General features: G+C 46.1%; 23 protein-coding genes. 20 read left to right on the forward strand and 3 right to left on the reverse strand.

The genetic code is table 11. From position 1 onward, the window contains the following. Window positions 1-91 precede the first annotated feature (91 nt). Genes MKX35_RS07070 through MKX35_RS07080 form a run of 3 tightly spaced genes read left to right on the forward strand, consistent with a single transcriptional unit; the run spans window position 92 to window position 2,842 of the window. A complete protein-coding gene (locus tag MKX35_RS07070; RefSeq protein WP_076300689.1) occupies window positions 92-1,231 on the forward strand; it encodes an ABC transporter ATP-binding protein in 1,140 nt (379 codons plus the stop codon). Then, the gene (locus MKX35_RS07075) at window positions 1,228-1,884 is read left to right on the forward strand and encodes an ABC transporter permease (RefSeq protein WP_076300688.1); all 657 of its coding nucleotides are present in this window, start codon (window positions 1,228-1,230) and stop codon (window positions 1,882-1,884) included. Before MKX35_RS07070 ends, MKX35_RS07075 begins: the two co-directional genes overlap by 4 nt. A 43-nt stretch (window positions 1,885-1,927) precedes the next feature. Continuing rightward, the gene (locus MKX35_RS07080; RefSeq protein ID WP_076300687.1) at window positions 1,928-2,842 is read left to right on the forward strand and encodes a glycine betaine ABC transporter substrate-binding protein; all 915 of its coding nucleotides are present in this window, start codon (window positions 1,928-1,930) and stop codon (window positions 2,840-2,842) included. Between the two features lie 72 nt (window positions 2,843-2,914). On the opposite strand, the gene MKX35_RS07085 is transcribed toward MKX35_RS07080, so the two are convergent. Then, window positions 2,915-4,066: an N-acetylmuramoyl-L-alanine amidase gene (locus MKX35_RS07085; RefSeq protein WP_076300686.1), complete on the reverse strand. Its 1,152-nt coding sequence runs from the start codon at window positions 4,064-4,066 to the stop codon at window positions 2,915-2,917. A 157-nt stretch (window positions 4,067-4,223) separates the two neighbouring features. On the opposite strand from MKX35_RS07085, the gene MKX35_RS07090 reads away from it, so the two are divergent. After that, window positions 4,224-5,231 carry a TIR domain-containing protein gene (locus MKX35_RS07090; protein WP_042191948.1) on the forward strand — a complete coding sequence of 336 codons (1,008 nt, stop codon included), beginning with the start codon at window positions 4,224-4,226 and terminating at the stop codon, window positions 5,229-5,231. Next, entirely contained in the window at window positions 5,228-5,464 is a 237-nt protein-coding gene (locus tag MKX35_RS07095; protein ID WP_076300685.1) for a hypothetical protein, read from the forward strand. The genes MKX35_RS07090 and MKX35_RS07095 overlap by 4 nt, the downstream gene beginning before the upstream one ends. A 369-nt stretch (window positions 5,465-5,833) precedes the next feature. Here MKX35_RS07095 and MKX35_RS07100 read toward each other — a convergent pair whose 3' ends face one another. Continuing rightward, on the reverse strand, window positions 5,834-6,919 hold the full coding sequence (locus MKX35_RS07100) for an LLM class flavin-dependent oxidoreductase (RefSeq protein ID WP_076300684.1): 1,086 nt from the start codon (window positions 6,917-6,919) through the stop codon (window positions 5,834-5,836). Between the two features lie 242 nt (window positions 6,920-7,161). Here MKX35_RS07100 and MKX35_RS07105 point away from each other — a divergent pair, with 242 nt between their 5' ends. From MKX35_RS07105 to MKX35_RS07150, 10 genes are all read left to right on the forward strand, one after another. Continuing rightward, entirely contained in the window at window positions 7,162-8,499 is a 1,338-nt protein-coding gene (locus tag MKX35_RS07105; RefSeq protein WP_076300683.1) for a PQQ-binding-like beta-propeller repeat protein, read from the forward strand. A gap of 163 nt (window positions 8,500-8,662) precedes the next feature. Then, window positions 8,663-9,946, forward strand: coding sequence for an ArsB/NhaD family transporter (locus MKX35_RS07110; RefSeq protein WP_076300682.1), 1,284 nt, complete (start codon window positions 8,663-8,665; stop codon window positions 9,944-9,946). 181 nt (window positions 9,947-10,127) lie between these two features. Then, complete coding sequence (locus tag MKX35_RS07115; protein ID WP_076300681.1) at window positions 10,128-10,904, forward strand: ABC transporter ATP-binding protein; 777 nt, start codon at window positions 10,128-10,130, stop codon at window positions 10,902-10,904. Between the two features lie 104 nt (window positions 10,905-11,008). Further along, window positions 11,009-11,812 carry an ABC transporter permease gene (locus MKX35_RS07120; RefSeq protein ID WP_076300680.1) on the forward strand — a complete coding sequence of 268 codons (804 nt, stop codon included), beginning with the start codon at window positions 11,009-11,011 and terminating at the stop codon, window positions 11,810-11,812. Window positions 11,813-11,848: 36 nt separating this feature from the next. Beyond that, the gene (locus tag MKX35_RS07125) at window positions 11,849-12,736 is read left to right on the forward strand and encodes an ABC transporter permease (RefSeq protein WP_076300679.1); all 888 of its coding nucleotides are present in this window, start codon (window positions 11,849-11,851) and stop codon (window positions 12,734-12,736) included. Window positions 12,737-12,759: 23 nt separating this feature from the next. Beyond that, window positions 12,760-14,367 (forward strand): FAD-dependent oxidoreductase, encoded by a 1,608-nt coding sequence (locus MKX35_RS07130; protein WP_076285506.1) that lies wholly within the window; start codon window positions 12,760-12,762, stop codon window positions 14,365-14,367. Beyond that, a complete protein-coding gene (locus MKX35_RS07135) occupies window positions 14,364-14,696 on the forward strand; it encodes a 4Fe-4S dicluster domain-containing protein (RefSeq protein WP_076285505.1) in 333 nt (110 codons plus the stop codon). The genes MKX35_RS07130 and MKX35_RS07135 overlap by 4 nt, the downstream gene beginning before the upstream one ends. A 48-nt stretch (window positions 14,697-14,744) precedes the next feature. Continuing rightward, the gene (locus MKX35_RS07140) at window positions 14,745-15,803 is read left to right on the forward strand and encodes an ABC transporter substrate-binding protein (protein ID WP_076300678.1); all 1,059 of its coding nucleotides are present in this window, start codon (window positions 14,745-14,747) and stop codon (window positions 15,801-15,803) included. 39 nt (window positions 15,804-15,842) lie between these two features. Then, complete coding sequence (locus MKX35_RS07145) at window positions 15,843-17,453, forward strand: FAD-binding protein (protein WP_076300677.1); 1,611 nt, start codon at window positions 15,843-15,845, stop codon at window positions 17,451-17,453. Continuing rightward, on the forward strand, window positions 17,450-17,791 hold the full coding sequence (locus MKX35_RS07150) for a 4Fe-4S binding protein (protein ID WP_076285502.1): 342 nt from the start codon (window positions 17,450-17,452) through the stop codon (window positions 17,789-17,791). The genes MKX35_RS07145 and MKX35_RS07150 overlap by 4 nt, the downstream gene beginning before the upstream one ends. A gap of 205 nt (window positions 17,792-17,996) precedes the next feature. Here the strand turns inward: MKX35_RS07150 and MKX35_RS07155 are convergent, their stop codons facing one another. Continuing rightward, the gene (locus MKX35_RS07155; protein ID WP_042191922.1) at window positions 17,997-18,542 is read right to left on the reverse strand and encodes a glutathione peroxidase; all 546 of its coding nucleotides are present in this window, start codon (window positions 18,540-18,542) and stop codon (window positions 17,997-17,999) included. Window positions 18,543-19,222: 680 nt separating this feature from the next. On the opposite strand from MKX35_RS07155, the gene MKX35_RS07160 reads away from it, so the two are divergent. The 5 genes from MKX35_RS07160 (at window position 19,223) to MKX35_RS07180 (ending at window position 24,589) form a co-directional block, all read left to right on the forward strand. Further along, on the forward strand, window positions 19,223-20,299 hold the full coding sequence (locus tag MKX35_RS07160) for a bifunctional 3-deoxy-7-phosphoheptulonate synthase/chorismate mutase (protein WP_076285501.1): 1,077 nt from the start codon (window positions 19,223-19,225) through the stop codon (window positions 20,297-20,299). Between the two features lie 192 nt (window positions 20,300-20,491). Continuing rightward, on the forward strand, window positions 20,492-21,934 hold the full coding sequence (locus MKX35_RS07165) for a SulP family inorganic anion transporter (RefSeq protein ID WP_076300676.1): 1,443 nt from the start codon (window positions 20,492-20,494) through the stop codon (window positions 21,932-21,934). A gap of 189 nt (window positions 21,935-22,123) precedes the next feature. After that, on the forward strand, window positions 22,124-22,606 hold the full coding sequence (locus MKX35_RS07170; protein WP_042191916.1) for an RrF2 family transcriptional regulator: 483 nt from the start codon (window positions 22,124-22,126) through the stop codon (window positions 22,604-22,606). A 21-nt stretch (window positions 22,607-22,627) separates the two neighbouring features. Then, window positions 22,628-23,626 (forward strand): LLM class flavin-dependent oxidoreductase, encoded by a 999-nt coding sequence (locus MKX35_RS07175; protein ID WP_076300675.1) that lies wholly within the window; start codon window positions 22,628-22,630, stop codon window positions 23,624-23,626. A 189-nt stretch (window positions 23,627-23,815) separates the two neighbouring features. Continuing rightward, window positions 23,816-24,589, forward strand: coding sequence for a hypothetical protein (locus MKX35_RS07180; protein WP_076300674.1), 774 nt, complete (start codon window positions 23,816-23,818; stop codon window positions 24,587-24,589). The last annotated feature ends 93 nt before the right edge of the window (window positions 24,590-24,682 follow it).

Below are 24,682 nucleotides of genomic sequence, written 5' to 3' on the forward strand. Positions count from 1 at the left end.
GGTTGTCAGTTTGGGGATTGTTTGTTATAGTTTAACTTACAGAGTCGCCCGGTGAGATGATCTGACGACAGAAATAAGAAGGAGAGACCCTATGCTGAAATTTGAAAAAGTAGGTAAGAAATACCCGAATGGTTATGAAGCAGTTAAGAATATTAGCTTTGAAATTGAAGCTGGAGAAATACTAGTATTGATCGGTCCGAGCGGTTGCGGAAAGACAACAACGATGAAAATGATAAATCGTCTTGTTCCGCATACTTCAGGTCATATTTATATCCACGGCAAAGATATCACCAAGGAGAACCCCGTAACCCTCCGCAAGAACATCGGTTATGTTATTCAACAAGCTGGTTTGTTCCCGCACTACACCATAGAAGACAATGTTGGCCTGATTCCTGACCTAAAGGGGTGGGATGTGAATAAGAAAAAAGAACGGGTGCTCGAAATGCTCCGTCTAGTCGGACTTGATCCGGTTCTATATGCCAAACGTTATCCGAAACAATTATCAGGTGGGCAGCAGCAGCGTGTAGGTGTAGCCCGTGCATTGGCTGCTGATCCCGAGATTATATTGATGGATGAACCGTTTGGTGCTTTGGACCCTATTACCCGTGAGCAGCTGCAGGATGAATTGCTGCGCATGCAACAAGAAGTGAAGAAGACAATAGTATTTGTAACACATGATATGGATGAAGCACTGAAGCTTGGAGATAAAATCGCTATTCTTAAAGATGGTGAAATCGTTCAACTAGATACACCGTATGAGCTGCTCAGCCGGCCTGCTAATGATTTCGTAGAGTCATTTATCGGCAAAAACCGTATTTACCAAAACCCTGAGTATATCCCCGTAACAGAAGTCATGCGTGACAATCCATCCACATCCCTTCCAAGCCGCACGCTGGGTAAAGCTCTTACCTTTATGCGTCAACGCAAAATGGATACACTACTGGTTGGAAACGAGAAAGGTAAGCTACTTGGCATAGTCTCCGCTTATGATGTTACCGCTAAAATGGAACAAAGCCTTACTATCGAAGAAATTATGACACCACCTGGGGTGGTGCTGCAGGATACAGCAACAGCAAGAGACGCATTATCATTGATTACGGAAGCTCCTTACGGCATTATTCCGATTGTAACCGCTGAGGGGAACATTGCCGGGATTGTTACAAGAGGTAGTCTTCTGACGGCGTTTGCAGCACAATGGGGAGGCACGAAAGAGGAGGAAGTGTCTGTATGAGAGATCAATCGTTATGGCAACAACTTATATATCAATTAGATATACGTATGGAAGATTTGATTCATTCTATGGGAGTGCATATGCAACTTGTGCTCTTGTCCATGTTATTTGCAATTATTGTTGGCATTGCGCTTGGAATCATGATTACACGGGTTAAACCTCTGAAAGGGATTACGCTTGGTGCGGCTGGGATTTTTCAGACAATACCTAGTCTGGCGATGCTCGGATTTATGATTCCTTTATTTGGTATAGGGATGAAGACGGCAGTTGTAGCTTTGTTTCTGTATTCACTGCTGCCAATTATCCGCAACACCTACACGGGAATTACTGATGTGGATCCGTCTATAGTGGAAGCGGCCCGGGGAATGGGTATGAAGAGCTGGCAAATTCTATTCAGGGTTCAACTCCCTTTAGCTTTAAGTGTAATTATGGCGGGGATCCGTACTGCTGCAGTTATTAATGTCGGGACAGCAACACTGGCAGCCTTTATCGGTGCTGGCGGATTGGGTGAATTTATTTTCCTAGGTATTCAACGGAACATCGAAGCACTAACCTTACTGGGTGCTATTCCGGCCGCGATTCTTGCACTCGTGCTGGATTATCTGCTTGGATTGCTTGAACGGTTAACGACTCCAAAGGGATTGAAAGTATAACTAAAACTCTGGTCTCGAAAGAATATAAAAGGGGAGATTATATATGAAAATTCCAAAATTGATGACAGGCGTTTTAACTACAGTATTAATGGGGGCGCTACTTGCCGGGTGTGGTGGCGGGAATAATAACGCTGCTGCGGGTAACAGTGGAGAAATCACGATTGGCTCCAAAAACTTCACGGAGAATGTTCTACTCGCTCATATGATGGCAGATTTGATAGAAGATAAAACAGATATTAAAGTGAAGCGTCAGATGAACTTGGGAGGCTCTAATGTAGCTTGGAGTGCGCTTGAGAATAATAATATCCAGCTATATCCGGATTACACCGGAACCATTGTAGCCAATTACTATCAAGAGGAGACGGGAAACTCTGAGGAATCGTTGGCAAAAACCAGAGAACTGCTTGAAAAAGATGGACTGGCCTTTCTGGATCCATTCGGCATAAATAATACCTATACTTTAGCTGTTAGTCGTGAAACGGCTGAGAAGTACAATCTAAAGACTTTCAGCGATTTGGCCAAAGTATCTGGAAATATGGTTCTTGGCGTAGAGTTCGAGTTCTTGGATCGTGAGGACGGATACCCCGGTATCCAAAAACTCTACGGAATGGATTTCAAGCAGAGCAAAGGAATGGACCATGGTATCATGTACCGTTCGATCGACGATGGGGAAACAGATGTAACCAATGCATATGCGACGGATGCGCAAATTAAAGTACATGATCTGGTGATTCTGCAGGATGATAAAGAATTCTTCCCACCTTATGATGCAGGACCGATTATTCGTCAGGAAACGTTAGATAAATACCCTGAATTGAAAGGCGTCTTAAATCAATTGAACGGACAAATCAGTGACGAAGAAATGCAGCAATTGAACGCAGAGGTTGATGTGGATGCGCTCAAGGAAGAGGATGTAGCTCGTAATTTCCTGATCAAAAAGGGATTAATAGAAGGCTAAATATGAAATACAAACTAAAGCAGGCTAGGGAATTTCCTAGCCTGCTTCTTTGCTGATTATTTATAGGTCTGTCTAGTTTCTGAAATAGTCTGCCAATCCTTCCGCGATAGCCTTTGCTGCTTTTTTCTGATAGGAGGATTTGCGGACAATAGATTCATCTATAGGATTGGTAAGGAATCCGAGTTCAATTAAGGTAGCTGGAATTCGATTCTCCCTCAGGATGTGATAATCGCCAAAGGACAACCCGTTGCTCTTAAGACCGATACCTTGTCCCAGCCGGGTTTCAATTGCTCGTGCCAGCTTCAGATCATCGGATTCGGAGTAAAAGAAGGTCAGTGTCCCGGACACTTTTTTCGGAGAAGAATTATAATGAATGCTTACAAATGCATCTGCACGCAGAGCCTCACTCATCTGAACACGCCGAGCGAGTGTAGGCTTCTGATCCTCCCGGGTACGTGTCATTTCTACCCGTGCACCTTTAGCTACAAGGGCATCGCGAACATAAATTGCAGTTTGCAGATTCAAATCCTTTTCCATGGTGTTATATGTAGTGCCGAGCATTCCCGGATCACTGCCGCCATGACCGGGATCTACGACGATTAATTTTCCTCGTAAATTTCCTGTGCGCGAAATGTTGCTTGTAGTGCTTGTGCTTCTTGGCGTGGTTCCAGATCGGATATATTGCGCTGCGACCCAACCGATGTCACCGCTAGCTGTTCGAATTCGTGCCCAATCGTTCTGACGAAGGAGGAGGGTAGCTGTATCCTTAGCTTTTAAAGAACCGAGTACCTTATATTGTGTGCCTGGACCGCTTCGAACGCGTAGTGAATCTGCCGTAACTGTAACCTTTGTGGTACTACTCAAGGCGCTGGTTGAGGTGGAAGAAGTAGTGCTGGGTTTGGAAGCTACCGATGATCCAGAAGCGCCAGATTGCTTGGAGCTATTGTTCACCTTTTTAAGGTAATAGCCGGCTACCCAGCCAGAGGTGTTCCCCGTCTTAACCTTCAACCACCCGTGTTGTTCATCGGTCACAGTTACCTTTGCTCCGTTCTTAATAGATCCTACAACAGTTGCATTCTTTGCCGGCTCACTGCGTACATTTAAAAAGTTCGCGTATACCTGAGCGGTATAACTAACTGCTGCCGTTTTAGCTTCAGCAGGCTGTGACGCTGTTATACCCACAAGGCTTGCTGCAAGCAATGTGACACCTATCATTTTTTTCATAGTATCCTCGCTTTTTCAAAGTAGTCGTAATTTTTTACCCACTTTACGAGGTTTAGAATAATATTTTTTGAGATATTTATGAGAACTTGGCCTCTTTTCCGGTGGTCTAAAGACTTGTATAATTATTACATATCGGGAAGGATGAAGGAGCACTGCCGTGACTAAACCAAAGCTATTCATTGGATCTTCCAGGGAATCCATACGTTATGCAAGAGCGATTCATGAGCAGCTGAAGAGGGATGCTGAAGTACATCCTTGGTATGCCAATGCCTTTCGAGCGAATGAATACACGATGGAGGCTCTGGAGAGAAATTTGGATGAGAGCGATTTTGCCGTATTTGTGTTCTCGCCAGATGATGTCGCCAAAATACGCGGTAAATTTTATTATGTGACTCGTGATAATACGGGGTTTGAAATGGGATTGTTTTGGGCCAGATTACGGCGTAATCGCGTTTTTTGCTTAGTGCCGGATCAGGTGACTGCCCGCGACGATTTAATCCCTGGACAGAATGTTGAAGAATATCATCTGTTGTCCGATTTGTCGGGAATTACAGCTTTAGAGTATGAGATGCACCATGATAATCCTACGGCTGCTGTGGATGTGAGCTGTGGTAAGATTATTGATAGTGTCCAGGGGTTTGGAAAATTCCGTGACCCGGTGAAAGATTTAGAGCAGCTAAAGATGGAATTAAGGCGCAAAGAAAGTATCCTTCATTTTTTTTGGCAATATAATAGTAATGTGACCATCTCTGAGGATGGAGAGAAGTATCACGCACTCAGTGAGGCGATCCGCAATTCTTTCTTACCTCCGAAGCATTGTCGTGTGATCGGTGCTGCGATCTGGCAGGCTCAAGAGAAGGAACAGCTTGTTCAGGTGGGAGGGAATGTCGGACGTGGGCACTCCTATTCCTTGACTGTTACGAAAGGGAATGAGAAGCAGCCTAGTGTGGTAGATGCATTTTTATCGAGCAAATGGACTTTTTTTCAACGCACGGAAGTTGCGGAGGTATATATCCTATGCTATCCTCTAGGTAAGAAGTATGTTCTTTCCGTACACTTTTCAGGGAGTGATGGATTATCTGCGGATGATCTTAAGGCGGTAGTTGCGAATAATCAGGATTTATTCCGTACCATCAATCATTTAGTAGGGGAGGATTCAGCATGAAGCGAATAAAGGGTATTAACAACTTATCGGGTGCTGTTCTCCGCTCTGCAAGTGGTGGAAGCAGGAGTGCAGAAGATAATAAGAATAACACAAGCAAAACAGGGTCGAGCCATTCCGCTCAGCAACCAGCTTCAGCTCAAATTTATACTGCGCCTTCTTTAGATGGTGGAGACGATGAATATAAGAAGCTTATTAGCGGGAAGGTGGACAACAATAAACCATCCTTTGCGTAACAAGTATAAGTGCTGTCTCAAAAGTAGTGAATCTACTTATGGGCAGCTTCTTTTTTTTGAGAGTAATTAGGGAAAAGCTCCCTGAAAATAGCTGATAATTACTCTAAATGAGTGAAATCAGGGAATTCCTCCCTAAAAATCGGGGAAATATCTATATTTACCGCCGAATCAGGTTAATTATAAGGAGGTATTCCCTAATTGTTAGTCTATTGAGTAGAAATCTCCGATTTTCAGGGAGATATTCCCTAATTCTTGAGCAGAGCTTCCGGTTCACTTCTTACAGCAAGACACAATGTTGCAACAGCACAAAAAGCACTTCTCCACGAGCGGGAGAAGTGCTTTTTTATTAACTGGTACAGCCCCTCAGTTCTATCGGCTATTCTTCTTGGCAATTTCGCGTCGTACGACAGGGGCGACCTCAGTTGCTAATAGTTCAATAGCTTTGGCTACCTTGGCGTAAGGAAGGCCGCCGATGTCGAGCTGAGTCATAAAGCGGCTATGGCCGAACAGCTCATGCTGATAGAGGATTTTTTCAATAATTTGCTGCGGGCTACCTACAGCCATCGTGTTATCAGCAGATACATATTGCCCAAAGTCGTCACGAGATACACTGTATTCTTGACCAGGTTTTGGGCTGATGGAATTACGATAACTATAGTAGTATGGGTAATATTCATCGAGCGCTTGCTGTGAAGTTTCGGCAATGTAGCCGTGGCTAGTAATCGCAATCTTTAAAGATTCAGGGGCATGACCCGCCTGAATTCCAGCGCGTCGATAAGTTGCAGCAAGCTCTTGGAAAGGTTCTGGACTACCGCTAAGAATGGCGATGGCCATTCCAGTCCCGAGTACCCCAGCTTTTTCCGCGCTTTCAGGAGAACCACCTACACCAATCCATACAGGAAGGCTTTGCTGAAGAGGGCGTGGTGCAATCTCAGAATCCTTCAAGGATGAGCGGAAGGAACCCTCCCAGTTCATAATTTCATGCTTATTAAGCTCGAGAAGCAGATTAATATTCTCGGCGAATAGTCGATGATAGTCTTCAAGTTCGTACCCAAAGAGCGGAAAAGATTCCACAAAAGCACCACGTCCAGCAATAATCTCTGCACGGCCATCTGACAGTAAATCAAGTGTGGCGAAATCCTCGAATACGCGCACGGGATCAATGGTGCTTAATACAGTAGTGGCGCTCGTCAACTTGATTCTGCGGGTAACCTGGGAGATGGCTGCCAGCACGACTGGAACCGAAGAAATTGCAAAATCAAGACGATGATGCTCACCTACACCGAATACATCAAGCCCCGCCTCATCCGCCAGCTTGGCCGCAGCTACAACTTCGTCGAGTCGTTGTTTCGGGCTGATCTTATTCCCGGTATGACAATCAGCTACAATGTCTCCTAAGGTGTAGATACCGAATTCAAAATCGGATGCTGGTGCTGTGGTTACCTCGTTACTCATGATTACAAACCCCTTGTTATTCATATATTTGATAAAGCTTGTTCGTTTATAGAAGAATGTGATTATTATAACACAATAACTTACAAATTGTAAGTTTATGAGTAAATGTTTTGATTTCTGCTCTTTGGGATGTCAAAATGAGGAAGAATAATCCATGTTCTTACATCCTGCTCGTCATTAGTATTATATTTTATTTTGAGAATCTATCCAATTGAAGCATTTATAAGAGGAGGCGTGTGGTGGTGAGTGGAACATTATTGAAGTCATATCTTCGTACTGTGATTATTGGTTTAGGGGTATTGCTTATGGTAAACCCGGTACAAGCTGCTGCGGTTGATTCGCACACTTCCTTTATAGGCTCGAATTTAGATGATTATTATGTAAATTTGTCTGCTGCGAAGGTTGAGTGGTCCACTACGATGGATTTGCCAACGCTAGGAGATATACCGACGGACTACATTATGGGCAAGGGCGTTGTTGCAGTTGGTGCGGGCAAAGCTTTTATCCTACAAAAGGGTCAGCTTTTAGCCATTAACGCTCAGACGGGAAAAGTAATGTGGAAATATGGCTCCAAATTAAAGACACCGTTACTTTACCAAGATGGTGTGGCCTATGTGACTTCAGAAGCAGGCACAATCTATGCAGTCAACGCGGCTACTGGAAAAAATAAATGGAGTTCATCGGCAAACAGTAAAGGCATCAGCCAATTAGTTATTGATAAAGATCAGCTTTTTGCTGCCAATGGTGATATTCAAGCCTACAATCTGAAGGATGGGAAACTGCAGTGGCGTGATAATTTCGGTGAAAAGCTGTATGAACCGTTCATGGTTGAGGGAAACCTGATATTAGCTCAAAACTCAGAATCCGGAACGTATACGTATGACATTCTACATGCCTTTGATCGAACAACGGGTAAAGAGCTTTGGAATAACAGAGATCATTATTTTCCGATTACTGAGATTAATGGAACGCTTATAACACAACGGAAGGCTACCTTATTCGACGCTCTTCCTCTTACTACACTCGACAGTTTGGATGTTAAGACAGGTAAAGTAGTGAAGACGGTAGTTTATAACCCTGCTAATATTGACCCGAATGATCCCGAAGCACCAAAGGGGGGCATTGCTTGGAGTGACGGTGACAGAATTTTCATAACAGGACAAAAAGGTGTCTACAGCTATCCAGTCAATGTTGATCCTGCTACCGTAACACGCGATAATTATTCTTACGAATCCATCGGAGCTAAGTTATCCTACGCCGCTGGTCCTTATGATGGAAGAATTCTTTTTAGTAACGAACAGAGCATTTATGGTGTTAAAATGGCGAATAAATCAGCGGTTCAGTACAGTGGAATCAGCAATCCGATTGCCCGCTTCGATCTGCTTGGACATGGCATGTATGTAGCCCAGACTGACGGCAAATTAATCGCGATAGATTTGATTTCCGCAAAACCGGTTGTGCAGCTCAAAACATCAGGTAGAGTGTTCGGCCCAACCTTGCTGGAAAGCGGTATGATTATTGTGCAGAGCAAAGGTATTTTGACCGCTTTTAAGGAGCCTCAGGTTTTGAAAATGAAATAATCGACTCCATAACGGCTCTCCGATAAATACTCGACAGAGTCGTTTTTTATGGAGTAATCCACAATTCCAGTGCGAAAAATACAAATCTATTTTATGATAAATAGGTTATATAATGAGTAGGTTGTACAATTAATGAAATTAGATAGAAGGACCGGGGGATATCATGGAACAGCAAGCAATTTGGGCAATAGGTATTTTTCTACTGATTTATGGACTGATTATTTCTGAGAAAATTCACCGTACGATCTTAGCGATGTTAGGCGCAATTGTTATGGTAGCGATGGGCATTGTGGATCAGGAGACGGCACTACATCACATTGATTTTAATACCATCGGATTACTTGTAGGCATGATGATGATTGTAGGGATTACTGCAGAGACAGGACTTTTTAAATATGCGGCAGTGAAATCAGCAAAGCTGGCGAAAGGGAAGCCGAGAAGAATCCTGATTGCTTTGTTTGTTGTTACTGCTGTGGCTTCTGCTTTCTTGGATAATGTTACAACAGTGCTACTTATGGTGCCTGTTACCTTCAGTATTACAAGGCAACTGCGCATAAATCCGCTGCCTTTTTTGATGTCACAAATTATTGCATCTAATGTCGGTGGGACGGCAACATTGATCGGAGATCCACCGAATATTATGATCGGAAGTGCTGTGAAAGAGCTGACTTTTATGTCCTTTATCAGCAATCTAACACCTGTGATTATCATCATTATGTTAGCGTATATCCCGCTTTTACTACTGATGTTTGGTAAGCAGATTAAATCCACTCCGGAATTGCAGCAAAGTATCATGAACATGGACGAGAAGGCAATGATTACAGATCATAAGCTGTTGCGAAAATGTTTGATCGTACTTGGAATTACGATTATGGGCTTCTTTTTACATCAGGCGTTACATTTGGAGTCAGCGACGGTTGCCTTAGCGGGGGCTTTTTTACTGCTCTTATTAACCGGAGGAGAACACATGCTGGAAAAAGCTTTTCACAGCGTGGAATGGATTACGATCTTCTTTTTTATCGGACTGTTTGTTTTGGTATCAGGACTCGTCGAGACAGGTGTCATCGCGGAGCTGGCTGCCAAAGCGATTGATTTAACGGGTGGGGATGTGCTCATGAGCTCGATGATGATCTTATGGGTCAGTGCAATTGCTTCTGCGTTTCTTGATAATATTCCTTTTGTAGCAACGATGATTCCTTTGATACAGGAGATGGGGCAGATGGGGATCACCAATCTGGAGCCCCTCTGGTGGAGTCTAGCCTTGGGTGCCTGCTTGGGTGGCAATGGTACATTGATCGGTGCCAGTGCTAATCTGATCGTTGCTGGTCTAGCTGGAAAAGAGGGCTATCCGATTACATTCATGAAGTATTTGAAGGTGGGTTTCCCTTTAATGCTGCTGTCCATTGTGATCTCAAGCATATATTTATATTTAAGGTATCTGATGTAAACAAGTGTGTCTGAAAAAAGTTTTATTGTTGACAGCTTTTCAAATGGATGATATTTTAAATATTATAATTCCAATTGATTTACTTTGAATAAAAATTACCGACTGTTCCTACAGAGGTATTGCGAATGTAAAAGCGCAATACCTCTGTTTTTTTGTATACAGAATTTAAGGAGGGGTCACGATGGGAGAAGCGTTGCTGTCGATTTCAAATCTAAATAAACGTTTTGAGTCTACCGGAGGTCATGTTCAGGCACTGTATAATGTTGATCTCCATGTGCAAGAGGGTGAATTCATTACGGTCATCGGGCCCAGTGGCTGTGGCAAAAGCACGCTGCTGCGCATCGTGGCCGGTTTGGACAGTGGATATACGGGGAGCGTTACCTTAGGAGGGACGGAGATTGGGGGTCCCGGAATCGATAAGGGATTTATTTTTCAAGAGCATCGTCTCTTTCCTTGGCTCACCGTAGAGAAGAATATTGCTTCTGATTTGCCGCTAGGCAACAAAGAAATTAGACGCAAGGTCGATGAGTTAATTGATCTCGTCAAGTTAAATGGGTTTGAGAAATCCTATCCCCGGGAGTTATCGGGAGGGATGGCCCAGAGGGTGGCGATAGCCCGTGCGCTACTGCGAAATCCCAAAATCCTGCTGCTGGATGAACCGTTTGGTGCACTGGATGCGTTCACTAGAGCGCATATGCAGACGGTGTTACTGGACATTTGGCGGGCCAACAAAACAACCATGATTTTTGTAACGCATGATATTGATGAGGCTGTATTTCTAGGTAATCGGGTAGTGATTTTAGAACCTCGCCCCGGGAAAATACGTAAGATTGTCCCGGTTGATTTGCCGTATCCACGTAAAAAAACAACGTCTTCCTTTCAAGAGCTACGCCTGAAGGTGCTGAATTATTTTGAAAAAGTCGATGAGCTTGAGCTTATTGACGGGGCAGGAATATAAATATGTCGACCATACCAATGGAGACCTCCGAAAGTGTTCAATATTCGAGGGTCTCTTTTTGTTATTTAAAGAGATTGTAAAGCTAAAAAAGGTGGGTGCAGAGCATGACAAACCGGGCTATAGCCGTAAGAACTTCCGGACGCCCCGGAAAGGTAACAACATTTGGACTGGGCCTTCTGCTGCCGGGCACTGTGCTAATTCTGTGGCAGACCCTTGGACACTATGGAATGATCTCAGAGATGCTGTTCCCGACGCCGTATACCATTGCAGAATCATTTGTAACTTTGGCTGCTTCAGGGGATTTATGGCCGAACTTTAGGATCAGCTTGGTCAGAGCCCTTGCCGGATTCCTGCTCGGTGGTGGACTTGGTCTGCTATTAGGCATTCTCGTAGGTCTGTTCCGCAGATCAGAGAAATTGCTAGATCCATCCCTGCAAATGATTCGCATGATACCAAGCTTGGCGGTAGTGCCGCTATTCATTTTATGGTTCGGGATCGGTGAGGAGTCTAAAGTGCTGTTGATTGCTAAAGGAGCATTTTTTCCGCTTTATATTAATACGTTCATGGGTATTCGCGGCGTGGATAACAAGCTGTTCGAAGTATCTCGAGTGCTTGGATTCAGCCGGTTAAAGCAGGTTGTAAGACTAGTACTTCCAGCCGCATTGCCGAATATTATTCTCGGAGTGCGCCTTTCCTTGGGGCTCTCTTGGTTAGGTCTGGTAGTCGCAGAGCTGATTGCTTCCACTTCAGGCATTGGGTATATGATGTCGGACGCGCGTCAATTCGCGGATACACCTGTGGTGTTCGTGGGAATTATTATTTTTGCCATTGCTGGACTGGTGAGTGATTCTATTGTTCGCTACATTGAACGTCGGCTGCTGAGATGGCAGGACAGCTATCGCGGATAAACAGAAAACGCGCAAGAAACGAAAGGGGGATGCGCCATGAGCGATGGAGCAGAAGCTATTTTGAATAACACTACAAGAGCAAGAGAATCGCTAGATAGCAGTGATATTGCCCCTTTATCGACTAAGACATTGGAGAAATCGGTGGTACCTATTGCATGGAAATCTCTACTGTCAGATTGGGGAACGGGCGCTATCATTCCGGTGGTGACAATAGTACTTTGGCAGCTGGCAGGAAGCACCGGACTGATCTCCGCGCAGTTTCTGCCGACTCCATTGTCGATCGCCAGAGCTTTTACAGGCCTATTGGTGACTGGAGAGTTAACTCATCACCTAGGTGTCAGTATGGGGAGGGCGGGAGTTGGATTTCTTATCGGAGGCGTTCTAGGCCTTTTATTCGGAGTACTGACTGGCTTGTTTCGCAGTGTGGAATATGTGCTCGATCCTAGTGTACAGGTTCTTAGGCTTGTTCCTCATCTAGCTATAGCACCGCTAATTATTTTGTGGTTCGGCTTTGGGGAGATGTCCAAAGTAGTGATCATTCTGACAGGGTCATTCTTTCCGCTCTATATTAATACGTTTATGGGCATCCGCAATGTGGACAATAAGCTGTTTGAGGTGTCCCGGGTGTTAGGATTTAGCCCTTATCAGAGGCTGCGCAGGCTGATATTACCGGCAGCACTACCCGGGATTTTGTTAGGATTGCGACTGTCATTGGCTGTAGCATGGATCGGTCTTGTTGTAGCTGAACTCATTGGATCACAATCCGGCATTGGATTCCTGATTAATGAGGCGAAGCAGAACTCTAATACAGAGGTTGTATTTGTAGGCATTATTATCTTTGCTATTGTCGGCAAGCTAATCGATTCTTTGTTCCGAATCATTGAACGCAAGTGTCTGTTCTGGCGCGATAGTTACGAAGGGTAAATCATTTGAGGAGGTCTTGAGCTATGAGTGGATCGATACAAAAAGGGTCGCTGAATTTGGTGGCGGATGTGCTTGTTATAGGTGGAGGACCGGCAGGAACATGGGCAGCCCTTACGGCCTCAGCGAAGGGTGCGAAAGTTGTCCTCGCAGATAAAGGCTACTGCGGTTCGAGCGGTGCAACGGCCCCCTCAGGAACAGGAGTCTGGTATGTGAAGCCGGATGAGAAGCTCCGGGAGGAGGCCAAAGCAAGTCGTTATACATTGGGCGGTCAGTTGGCTGAATCCCGCTGGATGGACCGAGTGCTAGACCGTACCTATGCCAATATGAACAAACTTGGCGTTTCAGGATATCCATTCCCTGTAGATGAGCAGGGTAACCAGTATCGCAAGAGTCTTCAGGGACCGGAATATATGAAATTAATGCGTAAGCTAGTGAAAAAGGCGGGCGTTAAAATTTTAGATCATAGCCCAGCCATGGAGCTCCTTGCGGATGAGCATGGCGTAGCCGGAGCGGCTGGAGTCCATACCCAGAGTGGTGAGACCTGGACAGTTCAAGCAGGGGCAGTCGTTATTGCTACTGGGGGTTGTGCCTTCCTAAGTAAGGCGCTTGGTTGCAACGTGCTTACTGGTGATGGCTATCTATTTGCAGCTGAGGCTGGGGCGAACTTGTCCGGCATGGAATTCTCCAATGCCTATGCTATCTGCCCTACGTTCTCCTCTGTAACCAAGACAGCATATTACAACTATGCCAGCTTTTATTATGAGGATGGAAGCATTGTGGAAGGGGCGGGTTCCAAGAAAGGGCGTTCAGTTATCGCTCGGAATCTGCTAGCAGGTAATCAGGTATATGCCAAGCTGGATGGAGCACCAGAAGATTTAAGACCTCTTCTGCGGGTGGCGCAGACGAACTTTTTTCTACCCTTTGATCGACAAGGGATCGATCCTTTCAAGGATGCATTTCCGGTTACGCTTCGTCTCGAAGGAACGGTTCGTGGGACGGGTGGTATTCATATCACGGACGAAAGCTGTGGTACAGGTGTTCCCGGACTTTATGCGGCAGGAGATGCAGCTACCCGTGAGCTAATTTGCGGGGGATTTACTGGTGGTGGCAGCCATAATGCGGCTTGGGCTATGTCATCCGGCAGTTTTGCAGGAGAAGGAGCTGCTGTCTATGCGCAGAGCCTTGGCTCGAATGCAGCGTACCGTAATCCAGTCGGCTTATCATCTTCTCCACTGGTTCATCAAGAAGTGAAGCCTGGAGTATCAGCTCATACGTCAGAGGTTGTGTCTGCTGTGCAGGCTGAAGTGAAGCCGTATGACATTAATTTATTCCGTACGGATAAAGGGCTGACCTCTTCATTAGGTCGTCTGGATGAATTGTGGAAAGATCAGCGTAGCCGTGAGATTCAGCGTACACCTGAAGGGGTTAAAGCGCGTGAAGCTGAAGCCATGACTGCAACCGCCCGCTGGATGTACAATTCCGCGCTTGCCCGTACGGAGACGAGGGGCATGCATAAGCGTGAAGATTTTAAGGGAACGGATCAAGAACAGCATCATCGCTTGATTAGCGGTGGATTGGATCAGGTATGGGTGAAGACAGAAGCCGTGGCCAAGGAGGGTGTTCTATCATGATTGAGGTGATCAGCGCTGCCAGATGTGTAGAGTGCAACCAATGTGTATCGGTCTGCCCGACCAATGTCTTCGAACGGGTAGAGGATGGCATTCCTGTTATTGCCCGGCAGAGCGATTGCCAGACTTGCTTTATGTGTGAGTTGTATTGTCCTGTGGATGCTCTCTACGTTGCGCCAGATTCAGAGAAAGTGATTGGGGTGACAGAGGCAGGGCTAGAGGAGCAGGGATTACTTGGTGGTTATCGTGAAAAGGTAGGCTGGGGCAAAGGCAGACAACCGGTAGCAAGTCATGACTTTATGTACAAATTGGCGTCGAGGGCAGGGTTCTGACCTTGATTAAGATTAAGATAAATAACATAAATCTAGGGGGAGAAAGAAATGAAACCAGCGTACAGAGAGATTCAAGGGAAACGTTCTAAAAGGATACGATTTGCACTTTTAACTACGATTATGATGGTTATGCTGGTTCTTCAGGCTTGCGGAAATAACGCTGGAGGAAATGGAGCATCTGCATCCGGCAGCTCTAGTACAGAGAAATCTGGAGGCAAAGCCGAAAGTAACGTTCCAGCGGTACTGAACTTTAGTTTTATAGGCTCAAATAAGCTGAATGTGCCAGGTGGCGCGGAGGGCTGGGGCTTTTATAAAGGGATCATTCAAGAAGAGTTGAAGAAATATGGCATTACTGAAGTGAAGCTTACGGGCTTTCCAAACGGTCCTGATCAGACAGAATCCTTAATTAGTGGTCGATTAGATATCGGCAGCCTTGGGGATACACCTGCTATTATTGCTTATGCTTCTGGCGCCAAGACACGTCTGATTTCACAATCCTCAGCCAACACTATCGGTTATCTAATCGGTAAGAAGGATGGACCAAAGACGGTGAAGGATCTGCAAGGGAAGACTATTGCCATTCAAAAAGGCTCTTTCATGCACCGCTATGTGGTTGGATTACTTCAGGAGGAAGGCGTAACTGACTATAAACTCGTGCATATGCTCATTCCGGATGCTACCGCAGCTTTGGCCCGTGGAGATGTAGATGCTACGACTAATTTGGGTGTACCTGCGCTGAAGTTAATTGACCAAGGTTATACTCACTTAGACGATGCCTCGAAGCATCCGAACTTGCTCGGCACTAGTGCAACTGTCGTGTCCGAGGACTATCTGGCGAAATTCCCTGACTTTCCGAAGGCGTGGAACGAAGCCCGTGAGAAAGCCTTGGCGGATTTGAAACAACACGAGGATGAATATTATCAATTTTTGGCCGAAATCGGAGATACAACGCCAGAGCTGGCGAAGCAAGTAAATCCAATCAGTGATATCAAAGATACCGCGTTCACTGACGAAGGAACCAAGCTACTGGAGGGTACCAAGAACTTCCTTGTCGAAGAAAAATTAGCGAAAAAAGACTTTAATATTAGCGATTGGCAGCTGAAATAACAATTGCTTGGAAAGCGCAAATGCTTGGGAGGAAAAGATATGTCGCAGCTTAAGAAGGAAATGACAGTGGATGTCCTCGTGCTTGGCGGAGGTCCCGCAGGAGCTTGGGCGGCATGGAGTGCAGCGTCACAGGGTGCAAAGGTAGTCCTGGCCGATAAGGGCTACTTGGGCACAAGCGGCGCCACTGCTCCGGGCGGTACAACGCTGCTCGTTATCCCTCCAATTGCCGAGCTGCGTGAGCAGGCGGTTCAATCCAGACTAAAATCTGGTGGATATCTGTCGGAGAATGCTTGGATTCACCGAGTGCTGGATCAGGTAGAGCAGAATCTGGCTCTAGTCGAGCAGTGGGGTTATCCTTTTCCGAAGGATGAGGTAGGAAACTCACTGCGCACACATCTGCACGGACCAGAGTACATGCGGATTATGCGAAGAGTTGTCCGCAAAGCGGGGGTCACGATCCTCGATCAGTCGCCAGCGCTAGAGCTTCTTCATGATGAACATGGGGTTGGCGGGGCGCGTGGGATCAACCGTCTGACAGGGGAGTCTTGGGAAGTGAAGGCAAATGCCGTTGTGATGGCAACCGGAGGCTGTGCTTTTCTCAGCAAAGGTCTTGGCTGCAACGTATTGACAGGCGAAGGGCTGTTGATGTCCGCTGAGGTGGGAGCCGATTTGTCAGGCATGGAATTCAGCCGTCAATACGCTCCGAGCTTTGCAGATGGAACGGTAACACGTGGTCGTATGCTAGCGTGGGCTACGCTTTATGATGCGGACGGTCATCCGCTGCATAAAGGGGATCGGACCTTTGGCAGCATCCCTGAAATGATGCTCAAGGGGCCGGTTTATGCTTCGCTCGATCTGGCAGATACAGCGGAGAAACAGGATTTTCTGCGAAAAGCGCATCCGATTTTCTTTATGCCGCTGGAGCGGGCGGGAATTGATGCGTTTAAGCAGAAATTCCCGCTCACCCTGCGCTATGAGGGCACGATGCGCGGCACTGGGGGTCTGCGCTTGAGCGGCACGGACTGCCGGACGACCGTGCCCGGACTCTATGCGGCCGGAGATGCCGCATCTCGCGAGAAAGTGACCGGCGCCATCTCCGGCGGCGGGGCTTATAACGCTTCCTGGGCCATATGCAGCGGAAGCTGGGCAGGCCAGGGAGCCGCGCAGCATGCGCGGTCCAGCCGAGGGCAGGCGAACGGCCGCAACCTGACCGCAGCGGGACGCTACGGTTTGGCGGCTGGCACCGACACCTCGGAAACGCTGGAGGTGAAGCCGCTAGTCGCGGCGATCCAGCGTGAAATCTTACCGCTGCAGATTAATTATTTCCGCAGCGAACCGGGCATTTCTTCAGCCTTGAAGCGGCTGAATGCCTTGATGCCCTTGCTGAACGGGCGCGTTCCCGCCACCGTACAGGGCATCGTGCAAGCACGCGAAGCCGCGGCTATGCTCGCGGTCGGCAGATGGATGTACACTGCCGCGCTGGCCCGGAAGGAGACGCGCGGCCTGCAAAAGCTCGCGGAATATCCGGAGCTTGATCCGCGTCAAACCCACCGGCTGATTGTATCCGGTATAGAGCAAATAAGCATCGGTACCGAGGCTGTGCCCCATGCTCATGAACTGAATTTACTAAAGGAGGGGCAGGCGATATGATTGAACTAATCAGCGTGGAACGCTGCGTGGGTTGTAAACTGTGCACGAAAGTATGTCCGACAAACGTATTCGAAATGCAGGGGAAGATTCCGGTTATTGCGCGTCAGGAAGATTGCCAGACTTGTTTTATGTGTGAAGCTTATTGCCCTGTAGATGCACTTTATGTAGCGCCACAGGCAGATCAGCTGATCGGTGTAAATGAGGAGGCGCTAATCCAGACAGGGTTGCTAGGGAGCTGGCGGGCTGAGATCGGCTGGGGACCGGGCGCTAATGGCTCAATGGCTGAAAGGGATACCACCCCTTATTTTGAAGTGTTTACCGAGCAGTACCGTACGTGAAAAAGCCGCCCAGAGTTGGAGTCTGGGCGGCTTATTGTTGTATAGAAATTCATTCTTTATAGGCCTTTGTCCCGGGATTTCCAACGCGAAGAGCGGTTTCAATCAAGAAATCTGGGGACAACAGCGGCCGGAAGTCCAATTATTCACCACAGTGACTACTGTGCTTTAAGTTAATATCATTAGTTCGGTATATATCTAAAAAAATCTATAGCAGTGCTTCGATCGCTGGCTCAATATCCAGCGGATCCACAGTAGATTCGAATCTTGTAATTACATTGCCTTCGCGATCAATTAGAAATTTTGTAAAGTTCCATTTGATTTCGTCATTGTTCAGTGCTTCCGGATCTTTGCTCTCAAGCATGCTTTGAAGCAGCTTTCCTGAAGAATGGTTCATGTCGAAGCCTTCAAATCCAGCCTGCTCAGTAAGGTGAGTGAAGAGGGGATGTTTATTTTCGCCCTTTACTTCAACCTTCTCAAAGAGAGGGAACGTAACGCCGTAATTGATTTGGCAAAAGACGTTCACTTCTTCATTGCTGCCAGGTTCCTGTTCCCCAAACTGATTGGAAGGGAAACCGAGAATTTGGAAGCCGCGATCTTCGTATCGCTCATAGAGCTTTTGCAGGTCGGAGTATTGGTGGGTAAACCCACACTTACTTGCTGTATTCACAATCAAAAGTACTTTACCTTTATATTCCTCTAGTTCGATCTCTTTTCCTCGAATACTGCGTGCTGTATATGGATAAATGCTCATGCTGCTACATCCCTTCAGTTATGTATTGTCAACGCTAAAGCTGCCAGTGAATAAGAACAGGAAATATTTTCAATGATTTAATTGTAAACAATCAAAATATCGCTGTCAACTTCATACATAGAAAGGGATTGGAACCTTTTAAGCAGTGGCAGAATAGTATGGGTATGGGTTATTTCATACTTCAAAGCCTGTTCTAGCGAGTTGTTATAAGAATAATTGTATCTCATATGATTTTATTGCGTTAAAGCTACTCAGCGTTCCATTATTATCTTGCATCGGAAACATTTTTTGATTAAGATAGCAGAAACCAGCGCAAAAGACGCGCTGACATAAATAAGACTATGACGAAGAGAGTAAGCATTATAGCGGATCTTAACAGGGAAGGCGTGCCGGAGACTGAGAGCACCCTCATGAGACGATTAATGCCGAAGTTCACTTCCGAGTCGGCCCCTGAAGTAGTTTGTCACAGGTCGTGACAGGTATGAGTAGGGAGGCCCGCGCCCCGCGTTACCGGGTTTAAGATAGAGTTAATCTTTAGTCGAGGGAATCCGATTTTCTATTCCTTTGTGCTAGTTTAAGGGTTAATTCTAAATAAGGGTGGTACCACGGCTCCTCGTCCCTTGCGACGGGGGGCCTTTTTGCGTTTCAAATTATAAATAAGAAGAGGGAGTGGAAGGGTAATGAGTAACGTAGAATTGGATGTTCTTAGAGGTCGTCTGGATGAAATTAATGGGCAATTGCTGGAGCTGATCTCCGAGCGGGCTAAAATTGTGCAGGAGATTGGAGTAGTTAAAGAAAAGCAAGGTGTGCCTAAATTCGATCCAGAACGTGAAAAGAAAATGCTGGATCAGCTCGTAGCGAGCAACAAAGGACCTTTCACTAACGGAACCATCCGCAGCCTCTTCAAACAAATTTTTTCAGCATCTCTGGACTTACAATCCGATGAACATAAAAAAACTTTACTAGTAGCGCGTAAGAGTCACAAAGAAGACACTGTGATTGTTCTGCCGGGAGATGTTACTGTTGGCGGTCCTTCTTCACTGATGGTAGCTGGTCCTTGCTCTGTGGAAAGTGAACTACAGACCCGCACCGTAGCTGCAGCCCTGCAAAAAGCTGGTGTACGTGTTATGCGTGGAGGTGCCTTCAAGCCGCGGACTTCTCCTTATGATTTCCAAGGTCTAGGTATGGACGGTCTAAGAATATTACGTGAAGCTGCAAATGATTATGGTCTGCTGACCATCAGTGAAATTGTAGACCCAAGACATATTGAAGAGTCCTTAGATTATGTAGATATCATCCAGATCGGTGCACGGAACATGCATAATTTCGAGCTGCTTAAAGCGGTCGGAGAAGTCAATAAGCCTGTGCTGCTGAAACGCGGATTGGCTGCTACGCTCGATGAATTCATACATGCAGCGGAATACATTATGTCTCGTGGTAATACACAAATCATGTTGATTGAACGCGGAATTCGTACGTATGAAAAAGCGACCCGCAACACGCTCGATATCTCAGCAGTGCCTATTCTTAAGCAGGAATGCCATCTGCCAGTATTGGTCGATGTTACTCACTCCACAGGACGCAAAGATATTCTTATCCCTTGTGCAAAAGCCGCACTCGCAGCCGGAGCCGATGGTATTATGGTCGAGGTTCATCCTGATCCTGCAACTGCGTTGTCCGATGCTGCGCAGCAGCTGAATATTGATGAGTTCAACAACTTCTTTAATGAAGTGAAAGCTTCCGGACTATACCGGTAATCTAGAAATATAGAATTTGAATGATATTTCAAGGATTGGCTAGAAAATGAGGTGAATAAGCGCTTACAAGTCTATCTAATCTTTTTGTGAAGGTGAAGGCGGGTCGAGTACAATAAGGAACATTAGCGTTGCACCGGCCCCGGGTCTTTTTGAAAAGGCCTATATACCTTATTAGTCACAGGAGGAAATTAGATTTTGAAGCAGCTTACCTTAAATAATGGGTGGTTTTCTAACACTCGAACCGATATTTTATCGGGGATGACCGTAGCCGTTGCACTGATTCCTGAAGCGATCGCTTTTTCGATCTTGGCGGGAGTAAGTCCGATGGTTGGTTTATATGCCTCTTTTTGTATTGCAATTGTAACCGCACTTGCCGGAGGCAGACCCGGAATGATCTCGGCGGCTACAGGGGCTATGGCCCTATTAGTCGGAAGTCTCGTACTAGAGCATGGAATAGAGTATCTGTTCGCGGCAACTGTACTGGCTGGTGTGTTTCAGATATTGATGGGGATGCTAAAGCTGGGCCGATTCATCACTTTTTTGCCACAGCCGGTCATGACGGGGTTTGTCAACGCGCTGGCGATACTGATTTTCATGGCGCAGCTTACCCATTTTAAGGGACAAGGCTGGGTGATGTATGGACTGGTAGCTCTGACATTGCTTATTATCTATACGGTTCCTCGGTTTACCAAAGCCGTACCCTCAGCGCTTGTAGCGATTGTTATCGTTTCTATTCTTAGCATCGCTCTTCATCTGGACGTAAGAACCGTAGGGGATATGGGGAATATTACAGCAACTTTGCCACTATTCCATTTACCGCAGATCCCGTTCACGCTGGATACGCTGCTTATTATTTTGCCATATTCACTCTCGCTGGCCGTAGTTGGGTTATTGGAATCACTGATGACTGCCACCTTAATAGACGATATTACGGGCACAGGTAGTGATAAGAACAGAGAGGCGAAGGGACAGGGGCTGGCGAATGTAGTCACTGGTTTTTTCGGAGGGATGGCAGGCTGTGCGATGATTGGCCAGTCAATGGTTAACATGAAGTCAGGAGGACGCACGCGTCTGTCCACGTTTGTATCAGGGATCTTTTTATTGTTCCTAATTATCGTACTTGGCGATGTGGTTAAGCAGATTCCGATGGGCGCGCTCGTTGGCGTAATGATAATGGTCTGTATCAGCACCTTTGAATGGGGCTCGCTTAAATCTCTAACCCGTGTTCCGCTTAGCGATGCGTTGGTTATGATTGTGACGGTGGTCACCGTGGTGGCTACAGACAATCTTTCTATTGGCGTTTTGTTTGGGGTTCTGCTAAGTGCTTTAACGTTTGCTTGGAAAATAGCTTCGATCCGCCTAACAGTTCAGGAAGCTGCCTCTTCCAAAACATATGCGGTTACCGGCCAGCTGTTCTTCGGCACGACAAGCCACTTCATTCATGAATTCGCCTACGATAGCGATCCCGATCATATTATTATCGATTTTTCACATTCCCATGTGTGGGACCAATCCGCAGTTCATGCCATAGCGAAGACGATGAGCAAATACGCCGAGCGTGGCAAAAAAGTCACCATTACCGGACTTAATGATCAGAGCTCACAGCTGGTTCAGCGGGTGGGACTATCCATATAAAAAAAGATTGCGCTATATGCGCGATCTTTTTTTTATAGCAGATATTAACTGTAAGAGAAGACGAGCAGGGTTTTACTTTTGGTGCAAACTGATATAAAGTATAAAGTGGATAATGTTTATCCGCTTTATACGCGGGTGGTATAGTCTACAGTTTATATTAAGCAATTTATGTAGATCGAGGTGCTGTACATGCATATGAAAACAGGGGTAGAACAGTCAGTGTATGCACTGGTTCTGCTTAACATGCTGCCGGACAAAGCGGTGTTGTCTGGAGAAGCGATTAGCCAGCAGCTCGGAGCATCGGCGACCTATTTTCAGAAACTGTTAAGAAAGCTGGTAACCGCAGACATCATCACGTCTGTTCCCGGCATTAAAGGTGGCTTTAAATTAAAGAAGAGACCTGAAGATATTCGTGTATATGACGTTTACCTTGCGGTGGAAGGACAGCAGTCGCTGTATTCATCCAATGGTATTCTGGTAGACATGTTGGATTTAGAGAAAGAAGATAGCTGCTGCCTGTTAACCAATCTGATGGAAGAAGCTGAATCCTCTTGGAAAGCTGTATTAAAGCGGGAGACGATTGCTTCGTTGTCGGAGGAAATGCGTGGTGAACGCTTTAAAGATAAGATTGCAGCCTTAGAGGAATGGATCAGCAATAAAATGGTCATCTGACCAAAGAAGGGATGTATTCGCATGAGATTAAGCGTATTGGATCAGGCACCCGTGACAAGTGGTAACACAGCGGAAGGTGCTCTGAATAAAGCAGAAGAACTAGCTATTTTAGCAGATGAGTTGGGATATAGCAGAATGTGGATGGCTGAGCACCATGGCGGAAATACATTTGCTAGCTCAGCTCCGGAAGTAACGGCAGCCCGTTTAGCCGCTAAGACCAATCGTATTCGAATCGGCACCGGCGGTGTAATGATGATGCATTATTCTCCACTTAAGCTGGCGGAAGTATTTAAAACGTTAAGTGCTTTTTCCCCGGGGAGAATTGATTTCGGTGTGGGGCGAGCTCCTGGTGGCGATACAAGTGCCATGTACGCTCTGTCTGAAGGCCGCGAGTTAATGCTGCATAACATGTATGATAAGCTTGGCATTACTATGCAGCTGCTTAGTGATCAGATTCCGGAAAGTGAGTTGTATGCCAAAAATCTTGCCGCTCCAACGAAGGTGGCGCTCCCTGAGGTATGGTTGTTAGGCTCGAGCGGCAACAGTGCGCGAAAAGCAGCACAGATGGGAGTCGGATACTCCTTTGCGCAATTTTTTAATGGTGCGATGAGTAATGAGATTTTGGATCAATATCGGAATAACTACCAGCCTTCTATCTTCATGGACAAACCTGAGATTAGTGTATCCTATATGGTAACCACAGCAGAAACGAAGGAAGAAGCTGAGTATGAGGCATTACCGCAGGATATTTTTCGGTTGATGATGAGCAAGGGCAGAATTACTCAGGTGCTGACACCAGAAGAAGCTCAGAACATTTCGTTATCGGAAATTGACCGGATGTCAATCAAGGAAAGCCGTAAGATTCATTTGGTTGGTGCGGTTAAAGACATCGCCGCACGCTTGCAAGAAGAACAAGCTCAATATGGTTTCCAGGAAGCGATGATATGCAGCATTCCGCATTCGCAGGAGAAACGTCTAGAGGTTTACCGACTACTGGCGCTTGAACTGCTAGGTTCTTGATACTTTCCACTCAAACCCGCATTTGATGCGGGTTTTTTTTGTGCCCAATTTAGCTTTTTGATCGACGCATGCCCTCAAAAGACAATAAATTAACCCTCTCGCCCCCTAAAAGTAACATTTGATTATCTAACTTCATCTATGATTAATGAAAGATTTGATTTTAAAAAGAGGATAGGAAGTGAATAAGAGATGTTTCCTCTACATAAATCCGTTACGCTGACAGCTTTGCTTCTAATGAATCTGCTGGCAGGTTGCCAACATCAGGTGGACCCATCCCCCTCTCAATCGGCTAACGACTACCACACCTCAAGACCGAAGCCAACGGACACCGCTGCAAATCTCATTAAGCTAGAGTGGAAGCTGGTGGATACAATCCCCGTAGTCTCTCAACTAAGTGCTCCACCTACAGGCGCTACTTTAATTACAGAGAAGAAGCTGGATAATTTCGGAGGAGTCAAAGTGAGGGTGTATACGATGGCTAGTGACGAAGACTACGTGTATGCCAACATTTCTACTTCCAAAGGACAATACAGTCTAGGGGCGATAGGAACTTATAATTATCGTCAGCCGGAGGATATCAAGGTAGAAGTGGTGCGGATTTTTAGCGAAAAGGTGCTGAAAATCACCGGTGGACTAGGAGCAAATAATTCGCTCACTAACTATTATTTAATCGACGAGAGTGGTAACCCCTCGGGCTTGCTGCAAATAGATACCGGACATTCCAAAGAGCTGGATGTTGATGGGGATGGATCTATTGAGGGTGTAGCCGCGCATGGAAATCCGATGAGTGCCTACATTTACCGCTGGAATGTTGATCACGCTGAGGTAACTTACGTTAATGATGCTTTGGAGGCGGACTCCGTAGTGCTAACGGATGAAGGAATATATGAAGCTTTTAATATCGGGGACAAGCAGAGCAAAAGATTCCGCTTGACCCTAGAAGGACTGATCCCAGAGCGGTAACGCCATGACCACTGCTGCTGAAATATTTCCTGCGACCAATTCCCTCAAATCTCCGTATAGACGATTAAGCTTAAATGATTATCCATAATCTAG

The sequence above is a fragment of the Paenibacillus sp. FSL R5-0923 genome (genome assembly GCF_038009145.1).
Taxonomy (GTDB): Bacteria; Bacillota; Bacilli; order Paenibacillales; family Paenibacillaceae; genus Paenibacillus_AQ.